The following is a 24,889-nucleotide window of genomic DNA, read 5'->3' as shown; positions in this document are numbered from 1 at the left end:
CGATCATGAAACTCGTCATTCTCGACCGGGACGGCGTCATCAATTACGACAGTGCCGCCTTTATCAAGACGCCGGACGAATGGAAGCCGATTCCCCGCAGTCTTGAAGCAATCGCGCACCTTACGCAGGCGGGCTATCGGGTGGTGGTCGCCACCAACCAGTCGGGCATTGGCAGAGGTTTGCTGGACATGGTGTCATTCAATGCCATCAATGACAAGATGTGCAAAGCCGCGGTCCAGGCAGGAGGACGCATCGATGCGATATTTTTCTGCCCCCATGCCCACACCGACAACTGCGATTGCCGCAAGCCCGCTACGGGGATGTTCAAGGAAATTTCAGAACGTTTCGGGCTGGACTTGAAAGGTGTGCCTGCGATCGGCGATTCCCTGCGTGATTTGCAGTGCGCAGCTGCCGTCGGCGCGCTTCCCGTCCTGGTGCTGACCGGCAAAGGAAAAAAGACCGAAGCCGAGGATGACCTGCCCGAAAACACAAAAATATTCGCCGATCTCTCGGCGGCGGTCAATGCCCTGACGCAATGAACTGGATTCCGGTCGTGCTGCGCTCGACGCTCTACGCGCTGCTGCAGCTCATCATCACCCCTTTCTACTTCCTGATCGTCTTTGCCGCCTTCCCACTTTCGCGCCTCAACCGCTATCGCATCACCTCCGGCTGGGCGCACCTGATGCTGTTTCTGCTGACAGCAGTCTGCGGCATCCGCTATCGCGTCCTGGGAAAGGAAAATATTCTCCCTACACCGAGCATCATTCTGTCGAAGCACCAATCGGCATGGGAAACGATCGCCTTCCAGCAGATCTTTCCTCCGCAAGTGTGGGTGCTGAAAAAAGAGTTGCTGCTGGTCCCGTTTTTCGGCTGGGGACTGGCGATGACCAACCCCATCGCGATTGATCGCAGTTCGAGAAAAGCGGCGCTGAAACAGATCGTCGAGCAGGGAAAAGACCGGCTCAGGCAGGGATTCTGCATCGTCATTTTTCCGGAAGGCACCCGCATCGCCCCCGGCAAAAGGGGCAAATACGGCATTGGCGGCGCCTGGCTCGGCACCCATACCGGCGCACCGGTCATACCGGTGGCGCACAATGCGGGCCGCTTCTGGGGCAAGAACGCCTTCATCAAGCGTCCCGGCACGATCACGGTCAGTATCGGCGCGCCCATCGACCCCAGCGACATGGAACCGGGCGAACTCAATGCAAAAGTGGAAGCCTGGATAGAAGCAGAGGTGGCACGGATCGATAACCTGCATCCGGACGAAAACCCCAATCCGGACCAAACGCAAGAGGAACCCCGGCGTGAAGAAGATTGCCTTCCAAAGGACGAAAACGAGCAAACTCGCGGCAAACGAACTGCGCCATATAAACCTGAACGGCAGTGAAGTCCCCTACACGCTCATGCGTTGCAGGCGCAAGACCATCGGCATGAGAGTGAGCAGCGAAGGCTTGACCGTGCGCATCCCGATGCGGGAATCGTTGAGCTGGGTCGAATCCGTACTGCAAAAAAGAGCCGACTGGATCGTCACCAAGCTCGACGAATGGAAGAACAGGAAGCCCACCCGCCCCGCATGGGAAGAAGGCGCCATCTTTCCCCTGCTCGGAGAACCCTGGCAGGTGACGGTTACCGCCGCCGGCGCGGTACAGATGATGCAGGCAAGCGAGAACGCCAGAAGCAAGGATGAGCAGCCGGGCTTATCCCTGTCCGCCGGAGTTGCTGCCGAGCAGATCGAAAGCGCCGTGATGAAGTGGTATCGCCAACACGCGTTGACCTGCTTTACCGAACGCATCGCCCTTTACGCAAATAAACTTGGCGTGGCCCTGCCGCAATTGCGCCTCTCCAGTGCGCGCACGCTCTGGGGCAGTTGCAACTCACGCGGCATCATCCGCCTCAACTGGCGCCTGGTCCAGAAGCCGCTCGATCTGGTGGACTACGTGGTCGCGCATGAGCTCTCCCACCTCATCGAAATGAACCATTCGAAGGCGTTCTGGGAGACAGTAGGCAGCGTGTACCCAGGTTATGCGACGGCGAGGAAAAGACTGAAAGAGATCGGGTGATATTGATCTCAGATGGTACTGGAATGGTAATTGCCGAGCAGTAAGTACATGGGTTTTCCCCCGATTTCACGGACACATCTAAAAAGGCTGATAATGAGTCAGGAGGTGTGTCATGGCAACGCGAAGGAAATATGCAGCGGAGTTCAAGCAGGAAGCGGTACAACTAGTTCGGTCTGGCAATGTGCCGGCAAGCCGGATCGCGCGTGATCTGGGGATTGATCCCAATATGCTGAGCCGGTGGTGCCGGGAAATGGGCTCGGTCGGTAATAAAGCCTTTCAGGGTCAGGGCAGGCCCCGTGATGAGGAGATGGCTGCGCTCAAACGTGAGCTGATCCAAGTTAGGAAGGAGCGTGATTTTTTAAAAGAAGCGGCGGCGTTATTCGCGAAAGCGTCGAAATGAGATATCGCATGATCGAACGCTGCCGCGATGCCTTCCCCATTCGCCTGATGTGTCGTTGTCTGCATGTATCAACCAGCGGCTACTATGATTGGCGAGATCGCCCCTTGAGTCAGAGAGCGCATGATGACCGGCGTTTGCTGGAGCGCATCAGGAAGATTCATGATGGCAGCGATGGGGTGATGGGCAGTCCTCGAGTCTGGAAGGAGTTGCGTTATGAAGGCGAGGCGTGTGGGTTGAACCGCATAGCACGGCTGATGCGCCAGCAGAGGTTGTATGGCATCCCGCAGCGTAAACGCTGGCACAAGAAGGTCTGTGGCCTTCGACCGGAGAATGTGCACAATCACTTGCAGCGGGACTTTACAGCAAGTGAGCCCAACAGCCGGTGGGTGACGGACATAACCTATGTGCGCACTCAGGAAAGCTGGCTTTATCTGTGCGTGGTCGTGGACCTGTACTCGGGCATCGTGGTCGGCTGGTCAATGAGCCACTGCCAGGATCCGCAACTGGTGCTGCAGGCCGTACTCATGGCGCTTTGGCAGCGTGAGGCAAAAACTCCCGTCATCCTGCACTCAGATCGCGGCTGTCAGTTTACCAGTGACGAGTATCAACGCTTCCTGCAAGGACACAATCTGATTTGCAGCATGAGCGCTGTCGGTAGTTGTGCCGACAACGCGCCAGCAGAGAGCTTCTTTGGCTTGCTCAAGCGGGAGCGAGTATATCGTCGCCAGTATCGAACCCGGGCTGAGGCGCGCACAGATATCTTCGACTATATCGAGCGATTCCATAATCCGCGAAAACGGCGACAGCTGGAAATGCGTCAGAAGCAGGATTTAGGCTTAACCAAACCGTCCGGAGAAATGGGGTAAAACCCCATGGAGGTGTCTCTGCATTAGATATTTTCTCGATAAGCTGGTTAAAGGTTTACACGTCTGAGGCTTCTTGAATGCCTTCTAAAGTATCCTAATGCCCCATCTGGAAGATTGAATCAAGAATTTAAACTACTTTTATCTCAGACATGGCTAGCTCAAAGCGGATTAGAAATCCAAAAAAGATAAGAAATAAGCAATCAGCTAGACAAGACAGAATTATTGGCGAGATCGCGAGTGCTATCCGTATGCGAGGGCATTTAGAAATCGCAAAGCTAAAAATACAAACATCTGTAGATGAGCTCTTCACCTTCTTTCCAAGAATTTTTCGCCAAAAAAACGCTCTAGATTTCGTTCACGGTCCCGCGTTTCCAGTTAAACCCTCAGAGCTATTTTCTAAGCCAGCGCTATATCAACCCGCTGGGCCGTTTAACGAGCTTATTTGGGGCGTTTGCCGCTGCCTTCAATTTAGTGAGGAATTGAAAGACTTCACACATCTCCGCGAAGAATATGAGCGCTCCCTTCTCCGAAACTCAAAGAGCAAATGCAATGAAATTCTTAATGTTATTGAGAGAAAATTTGGATGTTCAATCTGGCTCATACAAAACAAGATTGCTGCGGCACAATTCTGGGAGGGTATTGAAGAAGCCAGGAAACTAGGGCAGCTGTATGAGGACGAGTGCAAGGACCATCAGCTGATGCCTTGGATTATACGTTTTATTGGAAAACGAATTGAAGCAACGGGACTTAAAGGTTATCTAAAGACCGAGCTGTTAAGGATGTTTGGGGACTACAGCAATCCAATACTTCAAAGCTATTTGAGAGCGAAACTATTTGAGCTATCTCATATACATACTGATGATGTACCTGCCACTCTATACGTGGAAGCCCAGTCCTGTGTTATCGATCACTACGAAACCTTGGTATTTATCCTTCAATCAGCGGCTCGAACTCGAGCAATTTCAACCGGAATGATACCGGTAATTGAAAAGCCACTAGTCGCTATCTTTAGAAGGACGCAGGACATTCGTCTGGCAGGCGTACTTAGGGGGCTAGATATCGTGCCTAGTACTGTTACTGTCTATAACAAGCAAAGGGCAGAGTTAATAGAATTATATACAAAAGGCGAATACCCACTCATGGCGCAAAATTCGGAGACATATCTACGTGACTTCCCGGAGGATATGTCCATACAAGTTATGAGATTGAAGGCCTGCTTGCAAGCTGGGATTTCCTACCCCGACCAACAAGGAGTTCTTAAGGAAGCATTTAGAAGCTTACACGAGGTGCTCAGTCTATCTACGAATACCTACTCCGCGGCCTTTGCACTCATTACTTTATCCGAACGCTTCTATGGACACTCTTGGGTTCACTATCTTGAGGCTGTAACTCGATATGAACTACGTCCGGAACAAGCTGCATTCCCACCCGATCCACTTAGGGATATCTTTATAAGGGAACCTCACGTAACGCCTTTTAGTGCTGTGGCGGCAAATGGTCAAGCCAAAATTAAAATTCTTAACGATGAGCAGTTAAAAATATTATTTCCCTATACGCGCGCCGTGTATGACCTGGTAAGTAGCGGGCAGATCGACGAACCCCTGCCGATAAGCGAGATAAGAAAGCAGAAATACCTAGCGGTTTATCATCTGGCTTTTGGTAGCCCCATACGAGCTGCAGAACATTTCCAGTGGTTAATTGTGAACACAACCGGCGTCGAAAATATTCGAGCCCGAGGGGGAGCGGCACTTGCACTCTTGAAATTAGATCGCATCTCAGAAGCAGTCGATACAACGGTTGCAGCATATATTGAGAATCAGAATGTGCCGACCTTATTGCCTATCAAACAGGTTGCTGATGCACTCAAAGAACCCGCAGATTGGCCAAGATCAATATCGACATCATTATTGTTCCAACTCTACACGTTGTACTGCGGACCGGAAAAGATTGCGCAGTTACGATATTCGTTTGAACTATTCCAAGTAAATAATCGGATAAATGAACCATCAGACCTTGCGGAAAGAATCGAAGAGTTCGGGAAGCCTTTTGTTATAGCCTATCTCAGAAACATTTGGACACCAGAAATTATGAGACATACTATTCTTTATTCTGGAACAAGAGAGATTGAAGAGGCTCGAATTAAAGTTTGCCGCATACTTGCCGAATTAGATCCGGAAGGTGAGGTAGTTTACTTCGATGAAATCAAAGAGCGTGTAAAACAGCAGGAAATAGCGAAGGGGACTAGGCTCATTGAGCAGAGCAAAGTTTATGTAGAAATCGAAGCAATAAAAAAATCACTGAAGACGAAACTTGAAGATTCATACATTCGTTATAAAAGCTCATCTCAAACGTCAGTATTAAAACCAGAACAATCATTTGCTAAAAATTTCATCACTAATTTAGGTGCGGTTTTCGCCAAGGAGAACTCGATCTCCGTCCCTTTAGCCCTATCGAAGATACAAACACTTAATCTCAATCTCGATATGGGCTCCGAGTCCGACGTACAATTCGAAGCCCTATTTTCGGAAGTCACAAATGAATTTTTACGTGGGGACCATGGGCTTAACGCATACCTCAGCACTACAATTAGACACGGAACATTAAGTAATACTCTCCGTAAACCAGTTGCAGATGAGCGACTCATAACCTCACGGGAAGAAGGGAGCAAATCCTATATACGTAACCAATATTGGGGTCACGGAGAGAAGGGCTATAGTGAATATCAGGCTGAGTGGCAGCTAATTTTAGATGCACTAGATACTTTCTCAAGCGAGTTCGATAGTGTTATTGAGTATCTTAAAGATGAACTTATTCAGATCAGAATAGTTCACGAACTCAAGGATTCGGGCGAGAACAAGAACGCGCTATTTGTTTATCGCTCATCGCAATGGGAAAGAAAATTCGTCCAAGAGCAGGATAAAGCTTTTACAAATATGGATGAATTCGTAAATTATTACGTAGACATTCTCTGGGAAAAAACTGATCTAAATTTGCGTAATGTTCAATACGTGTTAGATACGGACATACGAGCCCGCCTGATGGAGCCTTTCGTTAAATTAACAAATCATCTAAATCGTGTCCCTGCCCCAGGTATTAACGACTTATTAAACGCTGTAGGAAGAGCAAAAACGAACGTTCAAAATCAGCTAGGTCTAGTTATTTCTTGGTTTAAAAGGAGCGAAGTATATGACCGACAGGACTGTGCTGCCGATTTTCCCTTTCACATTGCCCTCAATATGGTAAAAAACACCATGTTCAACGCAACTGGTTGGAATGGTGCCTCAGTCTCTCTCTCACGAGACACCCCTTTAATGCCAGGTCGCACTTTGGACGGAATGGTGTATGTATTTCATGTTCTTCTTGAAAACGCTGTGCTGAGGTCGGGATTGGAGATGGATGAATTGACTGTAAAAGCAGAGCTTTCTTTTTCTAATGGCGTTTTCAATGCGAGAATATCTAATAATCTCGCTCCTGCGAAAGTTACTCAGGCGGAACGCGACAAACTCAGCAAGCTCCGTGATTCGCTTAGAAGTGATGAGTCTCCACGCCGTGCCCAGCGTGAAGGCCGAAGTGGTTTACATAAGATATGGCGTACGATTAATTCACCGATATACAAAGAGCCGAAGCTTGATTTCTATCACTTGGAAGACTCATTTGTAGTCGAGGTGAATTTCAAACTTGAGAAGAAAGACCATGAATATCTTGGTCATTGAAGATGATGAAGATAAGTCAAAGAAAATCGAAGAATTTATTTCTTTGGAATTTCCGGCCGCGAATGTGCAACTCGCTAAATCTTTAAATAGTGGACTTAAAGCTCTAATTGCCGGAAGTGAAGTACTGGATATTGTGTTGGTTGATATGAGCATGCCTACATATGACATATCACAACAGGAACCAAGTGGAGGAGCTCCCGAAAGTTTTGCTGGTAGAGAATTGCTGGCGCAAATGCGCCTTCGCTCCATAAACGTACCTACGATTGTCGTAACGATGTTTGACTCATTTGGAGAAACCCCAAAGCGAGTATCACTTGAGCAACTAATAGCCGATCTCAAAAGCCGCTATTCGCCTCCATTCAAGGGTTTTGTTTATTACAACTCAGCTCAAGAGGGCTGGAGGAGCGCCCTAAAGCAATTAATTGCTGAAAGCAACGCGCTGGCTAGAAAATGAAAATATTGATTGTCGACGACGAATATAGAAAGGTAGAAGAAATATTTAATGTGCTAGCTGATGCAGGGATAAGTTGTGCTGGAGTCAAACATGAAACTACAGCGCAGGCCGCGCGGATTCTTCTGAGAAGGCAAGATTACGACCTACTGATAATAGATCTTCATTTACCGGCGGCAATAGGAGGGAAACCTGATAATGAAGGGGGTATAACGTTTTTGGACATGATCAGGCTTGACGAAAAGGTCAAACTGCCTGCAAGTGTCCTTTTCATTACTGGAAGAGAAGAACTCATAGAATCAGCATATACAAAAGTAATTGAGAGAGGTGCTATCCTTTGTCAGTACCATTCTGATTCCGATGAATGGAAGAAAATACTGATCGGACGTGCAAAGTACGATTCGCAACGATTAGCACGTGATGAACAGGTAGATGTAGTCATTGTAACCGCCCTAAGAAATCCAGAATTAGACGCAGTTCTCAATCTGCCTTATCAATGGATTCAGAAGCGTATTAAAGACGACCCTCTTACTTACCATTATGGAAAAATACCCAGAATAGATAGCAACATTTCGGTAGTAGCTGTCAGCCCCAACAGGAAGGGTATGCCTTCATCCGCTGCGGTTGCCTCTAAGTTGGCCTTGATGTTTAAGCCTAAGATTTTGTTAATGGTAGGAATTTGTGCCGGGATTCGAGATAAATGCAGTCTCGGGGATATTATCGTTGCCGACCCTACTTGGGATTGGGGTAGTGGGAAGCACGGACTGGATTCGAATGGATCACCTGTATTTCACGCAGCCCCTCGTCAGGTACCACTTAACAGTGCATTGAGTCAGGTGGCTTCTGATCTCGCAAACGACGAATCCGTTATGAATGGTATCCGAAAAGGATGGTCGGAAGAAGTGCCAGGAGGCAAGCTAAAGGTTCATATTGGCCCCATGGCGTCCGGTGCAAGTGTGATTGCTGATGATAGATCCGCAAGATTAATTGCAATTCAACAGCACCGAGAGTTGATAGCAATTGAGATGGAGGCATACGCTGTTATGGCAGCTGCTGAATATACTTCAATTCCAAATCTGACAGCTATGATCATTAAATCCGTTTGTGACTTCGCAGACGCTGAAAAAAATGATACTTGGCAGAAGTATGCTTCATACACGAGCGCTGCTTTTGCTGATCAATTATTCCGAAATTCTAATATTAGTGTATGAGTTGATTTCGGGATTTGTTTCAAGTTTTTTGTTGTCTCGTTATTGATTAGGTGTGGCTACTTATACTTAAGGTCTGAACTGATGAAGTTGCGCCGTTTTTACTTCTGAATAAAGCGTTCAGCGAAGGGTTGTTGAGAAAACAGAGAGACCTCTTATCCCCCATGTTAGTATTCCAGCTCCATTTTTCCCATATCGTCTCATGCGCGCGCTCTCGTCTGCCGTCCTAATAGCCCTGCTGCTCAACGCATGCGGCCTCAAGGGGCCCCTCTACCTTCCGCAGGAGCCGGCTCCGGCGCAGCCACAAAAAATTCCCGATACAGAGAAAAAGAAGTGAGCGGTTTTCCTTCCTTCAGTTACCGCAATGGGCATTTGTGGGCAGAGTCGGTGCAACTGGAGCGCATCGCGCTTGAATTCGGCACGCCCTGCTATGCCTATTCGCGCGCGGCGCTGACTACAGCCTACTGTGAATTCGACGATGCCTTCGCAGGACGCGATCATCTGGTCTGTTACGCCGTCAAGGCGAATTCCAACCTTGGCATTCTCAATCTGCTCGCCCGCCTGGGTAGCGGCTTCGACATCGTCTCCGGGGGAGAACTTCAGCGGGTATTGAAGGCGGGGGGCGATCCACAGAAAATCGTTTTTTCGGGTGTGGGCAAGCAGCCTGCGGAAATGAAAGCGGCGCTCGAAGCGGGCATACTGTGCTTCAACGTGGAATCGGAAGCGGAGTTGCATGGGCTGAACCGCGTGGCCGGAGAAATGGGCAAGGTTGCGCCGGTGAGCCTGCGGGTGAACCCGGATGTGGATGCGAAAACGCACCCATATATTTCCACCGGACTCAAGGAAAACAAGTTCGGCATTCCTTTCGATGAGGCGGAGGCGCTTTATGCTTCTGCGCAGGCGCTTGGCAATGTACGGGTGGCCGGTCTCGATTGCCATATCGGCTCGCAATTGACCGAACTGGCGCCTTTCATCGAAACCTGCAAGAAGATGCTGGGGCTGCTCGACCGGCTGGAGGCGCAAGGGTTGGAGATCGAGCACCTCGATCTGGGCGGCGGCCTGGGGATACGTTATGCCGGGGAAAATCCCCCCTCGGCACGGGAATATGTCGAGGCGTTACGCAGCGTGGTGGGCAACCGCAGGCAGAAAATCCTGATCGAACCGGGAAGATCGCTGGTGGGCAATGCGGGTGTACTGCTTACAACCGTCGAGTATCTCAAGCCTACGCCGCATCGCGATTTCGCCATTGTCGATGCAGCCATGAACGACCTGATGCGCCCGGCCTTATATAAGGCTTACCATGAAATCCTTCCGGTGGTTGCGCGCAACGAAATGGATGCAAAAACCTATCAGGTTGTCGGTCCGGTATGCGAAACCGGCGATTTTCTTGGGCATGACCGCCACCTGGCGCTGGCGCAGGGTGATCTGCTCGCTGTCATGTCGGCCGGCGCTTATGGCATGAGCATGAGCTCTAATTACAATGCGCGTCCACGCGCCGCCGAGGTGATGATCGATGGCGACCGCATTCATCTCATTCGCGAGCGGGAATCGGTCGAGCAATTGATGGCAGGCGAGAAAATCCTCCCATAGCCTCGTATGAGGTTATAGCAGGGGCTATAGCAGAAAAAGGGTTGCGAGTCCCAGGAAGATAAAAAAACCTCCGCTGTCGGTCACCGCGGTTATCATCACGCTGGAGCCCGCGGCAGGGTCGCGCCCCAGGCTGTGCAGGGTCAGCGGTATGAGCACGCCCATGAGCGCGGCCAGCAACAGGTTGAGCATCATGGCCAGCATCATCACCAGGCTGAGCGAAATATTGCGGTAAATGATATAGGCAAACCCGCCGACTACCGCGCCCCACACCACGCCGTTTACGGCGCTCACGCCGATTTCCTTGCTGATCAGCATGCGGGCGTTCCCGCCATTCAGTTGTCCCAAAGCGAGCGCCCGCACGATCATGGTGATGGTCTGATTGCCGGAGTTTCCCCCTATTCCGGCAATGATCGGCATGAGCGCGGCCAGGGCAACGAGTTTTTCGATCGAATCTTCAAACAGACCGATCACCCGCGAGGCGACGAACGCGGTGACGAGATTGATGGCCAGCCAGGTCCAGCGGTTCTTGAGGCTCTTCCAGATGGGCGCGAACAGGTCTTCTTCCTGACTCAAGCCGCCTACGCTCAGGGCTTCGCTGGCTGATTCCTCGCGGATGAAGTCCATCACGGCATCGATCGTGACGCGTCCCACCAGTTTTCCTTCCGCATTGACCACCGCGGCGGTAACGAGGTCGTAGCGCTCGAATGCCTGCGCTGCCTGTTGCGCCCTTTCGTCAGGATAGAACACGATGGTTTCCTTGCTCATGACCGAACTTACCAGCGCGGCCGGGTCGCTTACCAGCAGGCGGTTCAAGGGGAGCACGCCCTTGAAATACTCGTTCCGGTCCACCACGAACAAAAGGTCGGTCTGGTCCGGCAACTCGTTCAGGCGGCGCAGGTAGCGAAGGACCACTTCCAGCGTTACATCCTCACGAATGGTGACCACATCGAAATCCATGAGCGCTCCCACCGCGTCTTCCGGATAGGACATGGCCGCCCGCAGCTTCTCGCGCTCTTCCATGGGGAGCGACTGGAATACATCTTCGAGAACATCCCGGGGAAGATCAGGCGCGATGTCCGCGATTTCATCGGCATCGAGCTGCTCTGCCGCAGCGCGCATCTCACCGCGTTCCATCGAGGCGATCAGGGTTTCACGGACGGCGTCCGACACCTCCAGCAGGATTTCCCCGTCACGCTCCGCCTTGACCAGGTCCCAGATCAGCAGGCGGTCTTCGAGCGGCATTACCTCGAGAATGTGGGCGACGTCAGCGGGATGAAGCTCGTCAAGGAGCTTTTGCAATTCAGCCAGGCTTTGCCCGTGCAGCAGCCCATCCATGAGCCCCTGCTCGGGCAGGGGCTGCGGGGGCAGAAGCCCTTCCGCGAGCTTATGCTCGTACAGTAGCTGGATCACACGCTGCAAATGTTCTTGCAGGTTTTCTGTTTCCCTGAGGTTATTTGCCATTAGGGAGGTTCCTGGAACAGGTTTTGCCTGATCTGATTGTAGGGAAAAAAACGTCGAATATTATGACAAGGCGAGTGAAGACGCAAACCGGGCATAAAAGAAGCACGAGGAAACCGACCGGCAGCCGACAGCCGACGGGGAGGAGACTTCTCCCACAACGCGGCTCCGGGCTGACAGGACAGAGCGCAGCGGCCACCTCGACCTCTGCTATTTTATCTCAGGGAATGGAAGCCGACGCCATGCGGCCCAGAATCATGCGCGTTTTCTTCGACAGCCAGGGGGTATTCCGATTTTCGTCATAGAACCGGGGACTGGGAACCATGGCAGCGAGCCGGGCCGCCTGCTCCCTTGAAACAGAAGAAGCGGAAATACCATAATAATGACGAGCCGCGGCCTCGGCTCCAAACACCACATTGCCCCATTCGATCACATTCAGATAAATCTCCAGGATACGGCGTTTGGACATCACCTTCTCGAGCATCAGCGTGATGAATGCTTCCTGGAGTTTACGCCATGGGGTCTTGTCACCGGAAAGAAACAGGTTTTTTGCCAGTTGCTGGCTGATGGTGGAGCCGCCCATGATCAGCCTGCCTTTTTTCAGGTTTTTCTCGTACGCCTTCTGGATAGCGTCGAAATCGAATCCTTCATGCTCCAGAAATTTCGCATCCTCGGCTGCAATGATTGCCCGCTTGAGATGCGGAGAAATCTGTTCGTAAGGAATCCAGCGGGTACGCAGTGCAGCCTTCGTATTTTTTTCCCGCAGTGTTTCCAGCCGGGTTTGCATGAAAGCGCTGGAAGAAGGATTGAAATAGTTCCAGTAGACAATCTGACTGAAAATCCAGAATTGATAGACAAATATGACGGCAATGAAAAACAGGAATATCCGCCAGAACCAGCGCTTGAAAAACATTCTTATTATTCCCACTGTTGTTTCCAGGTCGCGCAGTTGCGCCACCCTCACCAGCGGATGACGCTATCGCTGCTCCGCCTATCAATCTACGGACTGCCGAGGCTTGACCTTAACATTCCGATGACCGGTTCCGTTTCCGGCCGTATCCCGCGCCAGAGAAAGAAGGATTCGGCCGCCTGTTCCACCAGCATGCCGATTCCATCGGCCAGCCGCGCTGCCCCCTGCTGCTGCGCGAATTGCAGAAAAGAAGTAAGTCCCTTGCCGTACATCATATCGTAGGCCAACGAAGCGCCGGCGAAAATACCTTTTGGCAGAGGCGGCAGGTCGCCCTGCAGGCTGGCGGAAGTGGCATTGATGACAAGGTCGAATTCCTGCCCGCGAAGATCCTCGTACGCTGCGGAAAGAACGTTCCCCGAGGATGCAAACAACCGCTGCAGATCATCCGCTTTTTGGGGGGTGCGATTGGCAATCACCAGCGCGGCAGGCTCATGCTCGAGCAAGGGCCTGATTACCCCCCGGGCTGCTCCACCCGCGCCCATGAGCAAAACGCGCCGGTCATCGAGCGCATAACCGAGATTGACGGCCACGTCCCGCACCAGCCCCGCGCCATCCGTGTTATCTCCCAGGATGTCATCTGCCCCGAATACAAGCGTGTTCACTGCGCCCGCGGCCTTTGCCCGCTCCGTGAGGCAGCTTGATAGCGTGTGGGCTTCCAGCTTGAATGGCACGGTTACGTTCGCCCCTTTGCCGCCACGCTGCCTGAAGGCAGCTACCGTTTCCACGAACCCATCCAATGGCGCAAGTATCGCTTCATAACGCACATCCTGTCCGCTTTGACGTGCAAACCCGGCATGAATCAGGGGCGACTTGCTATGAGCAACAGGATTACCGATGACGGCATAAAGATCACTCATGACCACTCATGATGTAAATCACGGAATCAGACTCCGATTGGAGCGACCGGGAGGAAGAAACGGGGAGACATGCCGTTGCGAGCAATACCTGCGCGCAAACCGGTACGCCCGCATGGTTACTCACTTGTCAGCTCATTGGCGCTGGTGAATACCCAGGAGCGGGTAATATGCAGAATATCGGTATCCCGGCTGAGCTCGGGAGGAAAAGGGGCGAAGCCGTTCTGCCCCGCCAGCTTCACGATACGGACGGCTGCCTGATCCAGAATTTTCTTTCCGGAAGAGCGGTTTATTTCAACCGATTCCAGGCTGCCATCGGAGCGGATGCCAACGGTAAGCTGTAAGCTGCCATACAGCTGTTCACGTTTTGCCGCTTCGGGATAATTCAGGTTCCCGATCCGCTCCACCTTGAGGCGCCAGTCTTCGGCGTAGCGGGCAAAACGATAGTCCCGGGTGCGGCTGCCGATAAACTTTCGTTTCAGCGGTTTTTGATAGGTTTCAAGACTCGCGTCCCCGCGGGCCGCCACGCGTGCGATTGCCAATCCGCGCTGAACCAGGTCCGCAGTATCAAAGATAGCGTTCTGGTCCTGCCCGGTTTTAATCTGAGGCTGAGCCGGAGCGAGCAGGGGATCAGGCTCATCAGCACTTTGATGGCTGTCATTCTCGGGGGCTGCCATCAATGGCGGTGTCCGAAGTTCGCGCGGTCCTGCTTCCTGGACAGCGGCAGCGGAATCGGCGATCGTCTCCCCGGGAATATTTGCTGTATCTTCCTGTTTCGGCAGGGGAAGACTGGGTTGGGCTGGATGCCGGCTGGCGTTGCCTTTTACAGCAGGACTCGCGCGCGCCACGCGCGGCAACGCTTCTTTCCTGTCCTCCGCGGCCGGAGGGAGAGCGGGCTCCCTATTCACCAGCATCACCTCCAGCGGCGCGCTCACTGCACGGATTTGCGGAAGAGGGAACTTGAAAGTGACGCCGGACAAAACCACGACATGGAGAATAACCGAGACCAGTATCGCAGTTTTCAGGCGCGATACTCTATTCAGCGGCGAGCTGTAGCTCGCGTCCGGCTTAAACTCGCGTAAGGTTGTGTTCAGGGTCGTTATTGTCGGACTGGCGCTCAAATCTGCCGAAGAATAATGAGACTGAAAAGCCGTAAACCATAACGGCCTGCTATGTTACAGGATAAATCTCAAGCTTGCAGTTTTCTCAGGAATTTTATACTGAAAGTAAGTTCCAGCAGATCGATATTCGAGATTTCAACCTCGACAGCCGTTTCCGACGGCAGCTCCGGCAACGACGCGACACGCGCTACAAGCGGCAGGCGATCGAGCTTCACCAGGTTTTCCTTCAGTACCTGCGCGCCTGTTACCTGAACATTTTCCTGCAATAACCAGCGCAAGCACCAGTAGCGTTCCATCGAGCGTTGAAAATCGCCGTACACCTCATAAGTGGACTCGAAATTCCGCATGAACATGTGCAGGCTCTCGCTCTCCCTCGTATAAGGAGGTTCTTCTCCTCGCAGCAACCCAACCAGTTGCCGCTGATTGATGAAATCCACGTAGCGGCGCATAGGCGAACTGATCCAGGCATACTGGGAAACCCCGAGACTCTGATGCGGCGCCGGTGACGTGCTCATTCTGACCTTGCCATTGCCCTGACTGCGATAGATGCCGGCCACTCCGCTATCCGCAAGCAGCCGGCCCCATTCCGCATTCACGTAAATCATCAACTCAGACACTACCTTATCGATGGGCGAGCCCCGGCGGCGCTCGGTAATCACGATATGGTCGCCATGAAGATTGAAGTTGTAATCGATGCGTTCGTTATTGCTGTCGTTGGTCTTGCCCCGGAGCGCTTCCATCTTCCGGGCAAAATTCCATAATGCGGTCAGTTCCCTGCCGAAGGGATGATTGATGTTTCCTCCAGCCAGGGTAGATTCATTGAATTGCTCCTCCAACGTGTCGTGGCGGAGGTTGGCTGCAACCTTTACTTGCTCGACGCGGGTGGTGGTGGCAGTCACCGTGAAATCATCGGCCACGTCCAGATACATCGAAACAGCGGGACGCAATTGTTTTTCGCTCAACGTGTACTGCTGTATCACAGGTTCGGGCAACATGGTGATCTTGTTGCCCGGAATATATACGGTTGAGACACGCTGCTCCGCCACCTTGTCCAGAGGCGAACCTGGCGCAATGCCCAAGGTGGGTACGGCAATGTGAATGCCGATGCGGAAACTTCCCAGGGTCAGCGGCGTAACGGAAAAGGCATCGTCAATTTCAGTGGTGGTGACATCATCGATGCTGAAAGCAGTCACATCCGCTACCGGCAGATCGGGCAGAACCGCCAATTGGTCAGCGCCCAGGTCATCGAAATCGGTACCCTCGGGAAAATGCTCCAGCAGGAAACGGTTGAGATGATAGTCATGCGTGGAAGGAATCGCCCCGCACTTTTGCAGTAACTGGGAAACGCTCAGTTTCATCGCGGCACAAACGGCATCCAGCGCTTTCCACTCGACGGAATTTTTTTCCGGACGATAGAGCAGATTGAACAGTGACGGCTTGAATTCTTCCGGGAGAACGAATTCGCTCAGCGATTGCATGTAACGGGCCTGCTGTTCCGCCTGACGGCGCTTTTTCTCCTGGCTGGCAAGCGCCGCTTCCAGCGCTTTCGGCGGGGCAGCCTTGTAGCGGCCGCGCCCTTTCTTGTAAAAATACATCGGCGCGCTGTGCAGCCGGATCAATACCGCGGCAGCTTCTTCCGGTGTCACCCGATCGCCGAAATAATCTGCTGCAAGCGCATCGCTGGCGAATTCGACCTCGCTCTCGCAACATTCCCAGAGAAAATTCGGGTCAAGATCTTCCGCCTTTTTTTGCGCGACATCCATGAATTCAGTCAATGAGGGCGCGTCAAACCGCAGCAGCACGGAGGCCGCCTTTATTTTTGCGCGCTTGCCGTGAGGCGCCTCCACTTGCAGCGAAGTCATGTTATCGGCAAGAACCGCACCTACCTTGAAGGTGCCTTCCTCTTCGTAAAAAACATTCATGAAATGATTCTTGAGGCAAGCAGGAAAGACATGAGACTTGGCGAGGCCAATCTCAATGCATATCGGTCATCAAATTATAGCCCGAAACGTATTTTCAGCAGGCTGGCAGGCGCGTTCCACCTGAGCAAAACGGCTGACGATAAAGAGAAGAGGCTATCAATGATGACGAGGGTTTTGTTGTCATCGAGACGACCCCGCAGGATGTCTCGAAAAACCCAACTCTTAGATGCGCGCCGGGAGCAAAAGTTTTCAATCCTGCCGGTTTTTTTTCGACAGAATCACGCAGAGCCTCCGTTCGCCCTGAATCCTTCGGCGGCTCTGCTGGCGATTAGCCCATTCCTGCGGTTGCGACGACCTTGCGGACCACGTAGCCAACTTCCTTCCCTTTTATGTCGTTGTGGTTCTTGATGAAATCGCTGGCTTCGAGATTGAAATAAGTATTGGCCTTGAAAGCATAGGGGCCGCCTACGGAAAGCAGCTTGCCTTCGACGGCTTCGCCCTGCTCCATTTTCTGCGCTCCATTACGGCCCATCGCTCCAAACAGATCATCCTTATCGCCGAACGCCATGGTTTTGTCGCCGCTGATGCGAGATGCGAGCGGATACGCCAGACCTACTGCTCTATCATTGGGCGTATGCGTGATAAGGACCGGGCCCTTGACTCGATGATTATCCACGATCGCACGGTAAAATCCCTGTTCAATTTTTGAAAAACCGTTCTGGGAGAAGGCCGCCTGGAGGAGTATCATGCTTTTTATCTTGTCGGTTTTCGAGCCGAGTGCCGCCGAGGTGACGACACGGCAGCCGAAGCTGTGCCCGATCAGATGGATGCGTTCGACCTGCGAGGCAAGTTTATCGATCAGCGGGGCAACCCCGTTCTTTCCAACGGTTCCCGATCGCGTCTTCATCTCGTAGTAGGTGGTATAGTTGAGCAGGTTTATGGCAGCTGCCTTGAATCCCGAAAGAATTTCTACCAATCCCGCCGCTCCGCCTTCTGCCCGCGCAGGAGTGCTCACCCCGAGCGGCAACGCTGCCCCGCCTCCCGCGACATCCTCGCCCAGATCCTCTTCCTCGGCCTTCAGGTTTTTCATCAGTTCGTTGCCGCCATCCTTGAAGAAGATATTGGACGCATCCTCTTTTCCTGCAGCGCTCGGATCGAGCAGGGAGCGCATTTTGTTCACAAATAGATCCCGGACCGAGGCTTTTTCCTCGAGATCCGGAAGCAATGCTTTCGCCTCATCAAGAAGTTTCTTCTGTTCCGCCTCCGTGAAGATTTCTTTCATGTCGTCCAGTTTCTCTTCCAGCCGCTTGATCGAACCGCCGTTTCCACCCCCGAGGGCGGCGCCGCCTCCCCCAGTGGCAGGAGTACCTGAAACGGCAACAGACGTATCGTATTCCCTGGATGGCCAGAATACCCCCAGAATGACAAGCTTTCGGGCGGATAAATCGTTTGGCTGGGCGGCAGCGGCAAAGCTTGCAAAAAAACCGTTATACAGATCTTCTGCCTTGGACTTGTTGTTGTTCCAGCCGTGCGACATGATGATAAGGTCGGTCACCCCGGCAGGCAGAGCGACCTCCTCTTCAGGACCCTGACCGTTCTTGTCGAAGCTTGCTTCCACATAAGGAATTCCCGCGATTTCATTCATGGCCGTGCTCCTTTTTTCTCTTTTTTATACTTTCAAAATCACACCGACTGAATAGCGCGCATCAGATCAACGAGACCACTGCCCTGAAAGTAGCGGTCGCGCCGCAGGTCAGTAGTCGTATCAACGAAAATCTCTTTAACACGTTCTGCCTTGCCGATGAACTCGGTGCGCACCGAGAGAAACGCTGCGATCGCGCCGCTGACATGGGGAGCTGCCATACTCGTGCCGCTGGTTTCGACGTAGTCGCATTCGATCCCCTGTGCGCCCTCGCTTTTTAACTGACCCGTGGCGCAGGAGATGATTTTTTCGCCGGGCGCGACGAGGTCCGGCTTGAGGCGGCCGTCGCCTGTCGGGCCTTTCGAGGAAAAATAGGAAACCCCGTAAACGTGCGGCATGTCGCGGTGGGTCGAACCCACTGTAATGGCGAGTTCCGCATTGCCGGGATCATTGATGGTCAGCGCCATTCCTGCCGAGAGCGCGCCTGTGGCGGCCTTCAACGTGCCGTAACCTGTATTGCCTGCGGCGACCACGACCACGACGCCGGTTTTTACCAGCCGGTCAACCTCCACGCAGAGCGGACTCTGGCCGCAGGCGAACCATTCGGGCTCGAAGGTATATCCCAGGCTCATGTTGACTCCGTGGATCAGAAGCTTTCGGCCGTAACCGTTGATCTCCTGCACATGGGCGATGGCCGCAATGAGATTGCTCACACTCCCTTTTCCGTTTTCGTCCAACACCCGCAGGCTTATCAGCTTGCAGCGCGGCGCCATCCCGCTGATGCCGTCCACGAGTTTTATCTGCTGGTATTCGACATCTTCGGAACCCGTTTTCAGATAACGGGAAACCGCTACAGGAATTCGGGATGGTGCGGCGGAATCGCCCGCCGGAGGTGAAACCTCCGCTGGCGCGGCCACTTGTGTCCCTCCTGGTGCACCTGCCGGACGCCATTCGCCGGCAATGATGCCTGCCACATGCGTTCCATGCCCGTTCTCATCGTTGAACGGATCGCTGCCGTCCGCCGTGAAGTCTTTATGCCATGTGGAGTCTTTATCGACATTGTTGTGTTTGCGAAAGTGCCCATGATCCTGCTTTATTCCTGAATCCATCACCGCCCAGGTGATTCCGGCGCCCCGCGCGGAAAAAGAATTCTGCGCTGCATCGGCTTTTATCGTGGCGATGGAGTGGGTGATGGAGGCAGAAATCTCGAAATCCGGCCATATGCGGAAGATGGCGCGAAACTTGGCCGGGTTGATTTTTGCTGCACGAGCCTTCGCTTCATGGCTCGTATCCCCCACTTTTGCCTGAGCTTCGCGCGCCTTCACCTTTGCCTGGGCAACATCGAGTTCGATAAGCGCCTTGATGGTACGAGCTTCCAGGCAGGCGAACATGTAGCCGCTTTCGCGCTGTTCCTTCTTGAGATGAATATCCTGACCCGCGTCGTACACTTTCGCTTTGTTCTTGGCCTCTTCGATATTCTGGTAAATCCAGCGCCGGGCCTCTTCCCGTCCACCCGGATATTCGAGATTGATATCGATGATGACCTCATAACGTGTAGGGTGGATCCGAAGGATAGGTGGTTTCTTTGAAGCTTCCTCACCCTGTGACAGCCGTTCGTTTGCGGCTAATATTCGCCGTATTATGGTTGCGTGCAAGCTGGCAAAGCTATAGGCGCCGTCCTCCGAGACCGGTCCGATTTTCTGATTCCCGACCGCTTCCTGGAGATCCTTGTCGCGCCGTTGCTCCATCAAAAAAGGATTTCCGTAAATATCAGCCCGACTCCTTGTCGAGCCACCGCGCACCGGCGTGCCCCGTGTTCCCGCTGGGGCTATCTCCTTGCTCTCTTCGACTCGTTTTTTCGATGCTTCCAATGCCTTCGCTGCCGCCTCTTCGGCCATCTTGACGACCAACTCCCGCATCTCCTCCGGCTTTCCATCGAATTCCCTGTTGTATTCGATCAGCGTATTGAATTCTCCATCTTCGGGGAACGGATGTGCAGCCCGAAAAGCTTCAATTCCTCTTAATTCCTCCTCCATCTGCCGCAGAAGAGGAATGGCAATCACGGAACGGTCAAGCTCCAGCGGGTCAAAAACTTTGACAGTGGGCTGACTTTCCGGGGGCTGGTGGGAAGGGGACATCGGAACCTCTTGTCATGAGCCGGGATAACGTTGCATTCGCATTCTGATATTAGGCTATTTTTCAGCTTTTACAACAGATCACCGGTTTTGACGTCCCCTTTTTTATGAACTATTGTGAATTGACGATATTTACGACAAAGCATGTTTTTGTGCGGGTCGCGGGACTTCCGATTCCAGCCTAGGCGGCGAAAAGCAGCCATTTGAGCATGCAGGTTGACAGAGTCGGAAAATGAGCAATTCATCGCTGGCTTGTCGATCTCTCTACCCGTGCATACCACGTTCTAAAAACAAGAATATGGATTCAGGGGTGATTTGCCAACTACGCGAAGAAGGGGTAGGAGATTATGTATGAATTCTTTTTTCCGATCCTGTTTCGGATTGCAAACAGATTTCCCTGGCTCGTCAGAATTGTTTCGCGGATAACATGGTTACGGCGGTTTATCAGTGACGCTTTTATCAATTGGCAAGCCTATTCCACCAATCCTCGGCCCCGGCCGTTCTCGCTGGCTTCATCTTATACGACATGGCAATCGTTGACTGACAAGTCATTTACCGGACGCCACCTGGCGGAGGCGGAAGGCGATCAGAATCTTCCGGACATGCAAAGAGTCGTGGATTTATGGCGAAGAAAAGAGAACAAGGAAATACCTTCGGTCGATACAAGCATACTGTTTGCTTTCTTTGCCCAGTGGTTTACCGATAGTTTCCTCAGGACGGATTTTCGCGATCGCCGGAAAAATACATCGAACCATGAAATCGATCTTTGCCAGATCTATGGTTTGCGGGAAGAAATCACGCATTATTTACGGCTGAAAAAAGATGGGAAGCTGAAGTCCCAGATTATCGGTGGAGAAATTTTTCCTCCCTACCTTTTTAACGTGGAGGAAACGACCACGGGCAATTGGGTATTCGCAGATAAAGAATTCGAGAAGCTGCATCCCCGCGAGGTTCTGGATTTTGTTTTTAGCAATGTCCCCGAGGAACGGTTGAAACGCGTGTTTGCCGCCGGACTGGAGCACGGCAACTCATCGGTTGGCTATACCATAATGAATACCGTGATGCTGCGTGAACACAACCGGATTTGTGACCTGCTAAAAGAAGCTTACCCAAAATGGGATGATGAACGCCTGTTTCAGACGGCAAGAAACATCATGGTCGTGCTGCTGATCAAAGTGGTTCTGGCAGATTACGTTTCGCGTTTTACACAGTTTGGTTTTACCCTCGACCCATCCCCTGATCTGGCGGAAAGGCAACGCTGGTACCGCACCAACTGGATCTCTCTGGAATTCAACCTCCTGTACCGGTGGCATTCCATGGTCCCGGAAAGCTACAGAGTCGGTAACCAGTCCTATCCGCTGGATGCGTTTCGCAACAATACCCCGCTGGTAATTCAACACGGCATTGGAAGGTTGATAACGGCTGCATCGATGCAAAGAGCGGGCCGTATTGGTCTTCACAATACGCACGATTATTTTTTCTATCCGCTGCCCATTGCTGACGATAATCGAAGTGTCATGGAGCGGTCCATCGCAATGGGACGGCAGGCCAGACTGCGCCCTTTCAATGACTATCGCGAAGCGTTCAGCATGCCCCGTTTACGGAGTTTCGAAGAATTGACGGAAGACAACGAACTACAGCGGGAACTGAAGGATCTTTATAACGACCGAATCGACGATCTGGAGTGGCAGGTGGGCATATTTGCTGAAGATCATGATGAAGGCTTCAGTCTTGGACGCCTTATGGTACGGATGGTGGGGTACGATGCGTTTACCCATGCGCTGACAAACCCGCTTGTATCGATTTATGTACACAATGAAAAAACATTTTCAAAAGTTGGGCAATCCGTTATTGAAGAAACAAGCTCACTTGCGGATATCGTCAAACGTAATGTAAGGGATAGCGATACGGTCCTTGCAAGCTTCAATACCTCTGTCCAGTGATCAGTGAAAGATAGGGCACATAGAAAGGCTATGGAAACCAGGCGAAAACCTTATTTTTAAAGGAGTGCCTCGTGTCGAACAAGCTACCGCAGAATGAAGAAAATACAGGTAAAGAAGAGCGGAAGAATTATCTTCTTCAAAGGCAAGCTGAGTATCAATACGCCTATGAGTATGCCGAGACTATTGCAGTCGCGCGCAAACTGCCATGGCGGGAGATACCGGGCATTGGATATTGGCTCCGTGGGGGAATGAATCTTTTACGGCTGATTCCAAGTTTACCCAGCCTATCGGTTACCTTTTTACGCTACTTGCTCGGCAAGCCGATGGAAAGTTATCGGGATTATGTTTTTTTTCCGGCGAGTCCTCCAAACCCCGATCTCGTGGATAGCTTCCAGCAAGACCTGATATTTGGCCTGCAACGCGTCATTGGAGTAAATCCTGTGATGTTGCGCGCTGTAACCCGTCAGAATCCTCTACCGGAAAAACTGCCGGAAGCAGAAATGCGAAAAATTTTTGAAGAGCAGATTGATGAAATCGATTATATGGCTGCCACCGCGCAAAAACGCATATACGTCCTGGACTATGCAGTCCTGGATGTATTGCAGTCAAATCCGGGTTATATCGACGGGCAAAAACAATATGTCACGACTCCGATCGTCGTGTTGTTTCTGCAACCGGACGGCATGCTGCGGCCGGTTGCCATCCAGCTATACCAGGATGACAGGTCCGATAATCCAATCTATACGTCAAAAGACGGTAATCTCTGGCTGACAGCAAAAATGTTTGCCCAGGTCGCGGATGGCAACCATCACATCCTGTATACCCATGCAACCCGTATTCATTACGTGATGGAAGCCATTATCATGGCTTCACGAAGACAGCTTTATAAATCTCACCCGCTTTACGTTCTATTGAATCCGCATCTTCAGCACACGCTCAATGTCAATCACCAGCACACTTTCCTGAAAGACCGGAAGGGACGACCCGGCCGGTACGGTGAGTTATTTGCCGGAGACTATGACTCGATGACGCAATGCATGGCCAATGGCATGACAAGCTTTAATTTTAAAGAATCCGCCTTCTCCGATGATATTGCGAGGCGGGAAGTCGATAATCCTGATCTTTTTTATCCCTATCGCGATGATGGCATTTTGTTATGGAATGCGATTCAAAGCTTCAGTAAAGAATATGTCGATTTATATTACAAATCTGAAGCGGATGTTACTGATGACTATGAAACTCAGGCATGGGCACATGATATCAGTGCGCAGGATCGGGGCAGGATTCCCGGGTTTCCTGCCCGATTCGAATCCAGGCAAGAGCTGAGCGAGACTCTCGGTCATATCATTTTTCTATGTACTGCTTTTCATTCCTGCATTCACTTCAACCAATACAAGTATCCGGGATTCGTTCCCAATATGCCGCATTCAGCTTATGCGCCGCCCCCGGCTGGAAAAAACGCTGAAATTGATGGAGCTGGCTTATTGAAGTTTCTGCCGACCTTTCGAGCCGCCTATTCGCAAACCTGGACCTATTTTCTGACAAATTTTTGTGTCAACTCGATCGGTCAGTACAACTTAAAGCAATTCGATTCTGAAGCACACGAGGTGATAGAGCGGTTTGGGGACAGGCTGGAGGAAATAGAAGAGGAAATCGACCAAAGAAATAGCAGACGTTCTTTCGCCTATGATCGCATGAATCCAAGATTCATTCCGAACGGTGTAACCATTTAGTCATTCCTGAAATACGTCTGAAGTTCTTTTCTTATAGGTAGGATTTAGGGGTATACAAGGGGGCTGCGCTTCAGCCACGCCCGATTTTGGCGTCGGCTGGAAGCCGAAGCCGTGGTTAGGCAACCGCAGCGTAGATGCGGTCCTCTCCGGCAAGATTCCTGCTGCCGAAGAGAAACTTGAAGTCCAGCCACGGTCCTCCATCGACACGGTAAACATTCCCGCGTGCTGCCACTGTCTGCACCATCTGGTGGCAGTACAGTATCCTCGCCGTTGTCGGCATCCACAATCGTGCGGTACTGACCCTGGTAGCCGGGCATCGCCAGGATCACCTCCCAGGCCAAGCACAGGGCGCCGCGCAGCCAGGCCTAAAGCGCACGGCTTGCGCCGCCTGGAAGATGGGGATTCCCTTATATTGCTGCTGCAGGTGAACGATTACGGCGCCACTGCTGGTCCCCTGGATATGGGGATCAACCGTAAACTCGGGCGGTTGGGTTACAGCCAAGCCCAAAACCCCACTAACACTCCGTACGTGGTCCAAGGCTCGCGGAATGTAGTTACCCTTCTCTGCCGACGCACCGTCCGAGGTGATCACCCTGGGGTTGCCGGTAGTTGCATCGAAGCTCGAAATTCGGACCGGATGTCCTCCAGGAAGACGAGTTGAGACGTCCGAGGCGCGTGAGTTCAGCTCAGCCTCTTGCACCGGCGTTACCTTGTTCGTACTGAAATCCCGACGATCAAGTTCTCTAGACATAATCGCTCTCCTTTTGTGAACCATTTATCCATGGCGATGACAAGTGCGTATTACCCCACGTAGCCGCTCCAC

Annotated in this window: 20 protein-coding genes; 11 read left to right on the top strand and 9 right to left on the bottom strand. The window is 52.1% G+C overall.

All coding sequences use genetic code 11. From position 1 onward, the window contains the following. Window positions 1–5: 5 nt before the first annotated feature. The 9 genes from gmhB (at window position 6) to lysA (ending at window position 10,288) form a co-directional block, all read left to right on the top strand. A complete protein-coding gene (gene gmhB / locus NMUL_RS02905) occupies window positions 6–539 on the top strand; it encodes a D-glycero-beta-D-manno-heptose 1,7-bisphosphate 7-phosphatase (RefSeq protein ID WP_011379911.1) in 534 nt (177 codons plus the stop codon). After that, on the top strand, window positions 536–1,387 hold the full coding sequence (locus NMUL_RS02900) for a lysophospholipid acyltransferase family protein (RefSeq protein WP_011379910.1): 852 nt from the start codon (window positions 536–538) through the stop codon (window positions 1,385–1,387). Before gmhB ends, NMUL_RS02900 begins: the two co-directional genes overlap by 4 nt. Next, window positions 1,305–2,060: a M48 family metallopeptidase gene (locus NMUL_RS02895; RefSeq protein ID WP_238529855.1), complete on the top strand. Its 756-nt coding sequence runs from the start codon at window positions 1,305–1,307 to the stop codon at window positions 2,058–2,060. Before NMUL_RS02900 ends, NMUL_RS02895 begins: the two co-directional genes overlap by 83 nt. Window positions 2,061–2,172: 112 nt before the next feature. Beyond that, window positions 2,173–3,326 (top strand): IS3-like element ISNmu1 family transposase gene (locus NMUL_RS02885; protein WP_148235533.1). Its coding sequence is split into 2 segments (ribosomal slippage): window positions 2,173–2,413 and window positions 2,413–3,326, totalling 1,155 coding nucleotides; the frame shifts between segments, so codons are not numbered across the junction. A 149-nt stretch (window positions 3,327–3,475) separates the two neighbouring features. Beyond that, window positions 3,476–7,039, top strand: coding sequence for a hypothetical protein (locus NMUL_RS02880; RefSeq protein WP_011379906.1), 3,564 nt, complete (start codon window positions 3,476–3,478; stop codon window positions 7,037–7,039). Continuing rightward, a complete protein-coding gene (locus NMUL_RS02875; protein ID WP_041352351.1) occupies window positions 7,020–7,493 on the top strand; it encodes a response regulator in 474 nt (157 codons plus the stop codon). The genes NMUL_RS02880 and NMUL_RS02875 overlap by 20 nt, the downstream gene beginning before the upstream one ends. Beyond that, window positions 7,490–8,701, top strand: coding sequence for a phosphorylase family protein (locus tag NMUL_RS14820; protein WP_011379904.1), 1,212 nt, complete (start codon window positions 7,490–7,492; stop codon window positions 8,699–8,701). The genes NMUL_RS02875 and NMUL_RS14820 overlap by 4 nt, the downstream gene beginning before the upstream one ends. A gap of 199 nt (window positions 8,702–8,900) precedes the next feature. After that, complete coding sequence (lptM, locus tag NMUL_RS16570; protein WP_080557664.1) at window positions 8,901–9,035, top strand: LPS translocon maturation chaperone LptM; 135 nt, start codon at window positions 8,901–8,903, stop codon at window positions 9,033–9,035. Further along, window positions 9,032–10,288: a diaminopimelate decarboxylase gene (gene lysA, locus NMUL_RS02865; RefSeq protein ID WP_011379903.1), complete on the top strand. Its 1,257-nt coding sequence runs from the start codon at window positions 9,032–9,034 to the stop codon at window positions 10,286–10,288. The genes lptM and lysA overlap by 4 nt, the downstream gene beginning before the upstream one ends. A 24-nt stretch (window positions 10,289–10,312) precedes the next feature. Here the strand turns inward: lysA and mgtE are convergent, their stop codons facing one another. The 7 genes from mgtE to NMUL_RS14805 form a co-directional block, all read right to left on the bottom strand. Further along, window positions 10,313–11,749 carry a magnesium transporter gene (mgtE, locus tag NMUL_RS02860; RefSeq protein WP_011379902.1) on the bottom strand — a complete coding sequence of 479 codons (1,437 nt, stop codon included), beginning with the start codon at window positions 11,747–11,749 and terminating at the stop codon, window positions 10,313–10,315. 217 nt (window positions 11,750–11,966) lie between these two features. Continuing rightward, window positions 11,967–12,659: a monofunctional biosynthetic peptidoglycan transglycosylase gene (gene mtgA / locus NMUL_RS02855; RefSeq protein ID WP_011379901.1), complete on the bottom strand. Its 693-nt coding sequence runs from the start codon at window positions 12,657–12,659 to the stop codon at window positions 11,967–11,969. 86 nt (window positions 12,660–12,745) lie between these two features. Continuing rightward, window positions 12,746–13,573, bottom strand: coding sequence for a shikimate dehydrogenase (gene aroE, locus NMUL_RS02850; protein ID WP_041352350.1), 828 nt, complete (start codon window positions 13,571–13,573; stop codon window positions 12,746–12,748). A gap of 116 nt (window positions 13,574–13,689) precedes the next feature. Continuing rightward, window positions 13,690–14,691, bottom strand: coding sequence for an energy transducer TonB (locus tag NMUL_RS15170; RefSeq protein ID WP_011379899.1), 1,002 nt, complete (start codon window positions 14,689–14,691; stop codon window positions 13,690–13,692). Window positions 14,692–14,759: 68 nt separating this feature from the next. Beyond that, entirely contained in the window at window positions 14,760–16,613 is a 1,854-nt protein-coding gene (locus NMUL_RS02840) for a ribonuclease catalytic domain-containing protein (RefSeq protein WP_011379898.1), read from the bottom strand. Window positions 16,614–16,941: 328 nt separating this feature from the next. Next, window positions 16,942–18,258: an alpha/beta fold hydrolase gene (locus NMUL_RS14810; RefSeq protein WP_011379897.1), complete on the bottom strand. Its 1,317-nt coding sequence runs from the start codon at window positions 18,256–18,258 to the stop codon at window positions 16,942–16,944. A 38-nt stretch (window positions 18,259–18,296) separates the two neighbouring features. Beyond that, the gene (locus NMUL_RS14805; protein ID WP_011379896.1) at window positions 18,297–20,393 is read right to left on the bottom strand and encodes a S8 family peptidase; all 2,097 of its coding nucleotides are present in this window, start codon (window positions 20,391–20,393) and stop codon (window positions 18,297–18,299) included. Between the two features lie 344 nt (window positions 20,394–20,737). On the opposite strand from NMUL_RS14805, the gene NMUL_RS02825 reads away from it, so the two are divergent. Further along, on the top strand, window positions 20,738–22,333 hold the full coding sequence (locus NMUL_RS02825) for a peroxidase family protein (RefSeq protein WP_011379895.1): 1,596 nt from the start codon (window positions 20,738–20,740) through the stop codon (window positions 22,331–22,333). A 71-nt stretch (window positions 22,334–22,404) separates the two neighbouring features. Beyond that, entirely contained in the window at window positions 22,405–24,066 is a 1,662-nt protein-coding gene (locus NMUL_RS02820; protein ID WP_011379894.1) for a lipoxygenase family protein, read from the top strand. A 115-nt stretch (window positions 24,067–24,181) separates the two neighbouring features. Here NMUL_RS02820 and NMUL_RS15895 read toward each other — a convergent pair whose 3' ends face one another. Beyond that, on the bottom strand, window positions 24,182–24,346 hold the full coding sequence (locus NMUL_RS15895; protein ID WP_167535549.1) for a hypothetical protein: 165 nt from the start codon (window positions 24,344–24,346) through the stop codon (window positions 24,182–24,184). Window positions 24,347–24,391: 45 nt separating this feature from the next. Further along, entirely contained in the window at window positions 24,392–24,817 is a 426-nt protein-coding gene (locus NMUL_RS02815) for a hypothetical protein (protein ID WP_041352349.1), read from the bottom strand. Between the last annotated feature and the right edge of the window lie 72 nt (window positions 24,818–24,889).

Origin of the sequence: Nitrosospira multiformis ATCC 25196 (assembly GCF_000196355.1) — a bacterium.
GTDB classification, from domain to species: domain Bacteria; phylum Pseudomonadota; class Gammaproteobacteria; order Burkholderiales; family Nitrosomonadaceae; genus Nitrosospira; species Nitrosospira multiformis.
The sequence above is the reverse complement of the archived record's forward strand: the minus strand, read 5'-3'. Positions and strand labels throughout refer to the sequence as shown.

Bases quoted from the DNA above. Each gene is read 5' to 3' on its own strand.
- gmhB (WP_011379911.1), top strand. From the start codon at position 6: ATGAAACTCGTCATTCTCGACCGGGACGGCGTCATCAATTACGACAGT.
- NMUL_RS02900 (WP_011379910.1), top strand. From the start codon at position 536: ATGAACTGGATTCCGGTCGTGCTGCGCTCGACGCTCTACGCGCTGCTG.
- NMUL_RS02880 (WP_011379906.1), top strand. From the start codon at position 3,476: ATGGCTAGCTCAAAGCGGATTAGAAATCCAAAAAAGATAAGAAATAAG.
- NMUL_RS02875 (WP_041352351.1), top strand. From the start codon at position 7,020: ATGAATATCTTGGTCATTGAAGATGATGAAGATAAGTCAAAGAAAATC.
- NMUL_RS14820 (WP_011379904.1), top strand. From the start codon at position 7,490: ATGAAAATATTGATTGTCGACGACGAATATAGAAAGGTAGAAGAAATA.
- lptM (WP_080557664.1), top strand. From the start codon at position 8,901: ATGCGCGCGCTCTCGTCTGCCGTCCTAATAGCCCTGCTGCTCAACGCA.
- mgtE (WP_011379902.1), bottom strand. From the start codon at position 11,749: ATGGCAAATAACCTCAGGGAAACAGAAAACCTGCAAGAACATTTGCAG.
- mtgA (WP_011379901.1), bottom strand. From the start codon at position 12,659: ATGTTTTTCAAGCGCTGGTTCTGGCGGATATTCCTGTTTTTCATTGCC.
- aroE (WP_041352350.1), bottom strand. From the start codon at position 13,573: ATGAGTGATCTTTATGCCGTCATCGGTAATCCTGTTGCTCATAGCAAG.
- NMUL_RS02840 (WP_011379898.1), bottom strand. From the start codon at position 16,613: ATGAATGTTTTTTACGAAGAGGAAGGCACCTTCAAGGTAGGTGCGGTT.
- NMUL_RS14810 (WP_011379897.1), bottom strand. From the start codon at position 18,258: ATGAATGAAATCGCGGGAATTCCTTATGTGGAAGCAAGCTTCGACAAG.
- NMUL_RS14805 (WP_011379896.1), bottom strand. From the start codon at position 20,393: ATGTCCCCTTCCCACCAGCCCCCGGAAAGTCAGCCCACTGTCAAAGTT.
- NMUL_RS02825 (WP_011379895.1), top strand. From the start codon at position 20,738: ATGTATGAATTCTTTTTTCCGATCCTGTTTCGGATTGCAAACAGATTT.
- NMUL_RS15895 (WP_167535549.1), bottom strand. From the start codon at position 24,346: ATGCCGACAACGGCGAGGATACTGTACTGCCACCAGATGGTGCAGACA.
- NMUL_RS02815 (WP_041352349.1), bottom strand. From the start codon at position 24,817: ATGTCTAGAGAACTTGATCGTCGGGATTTCAGTACGAACAAGGTAACG.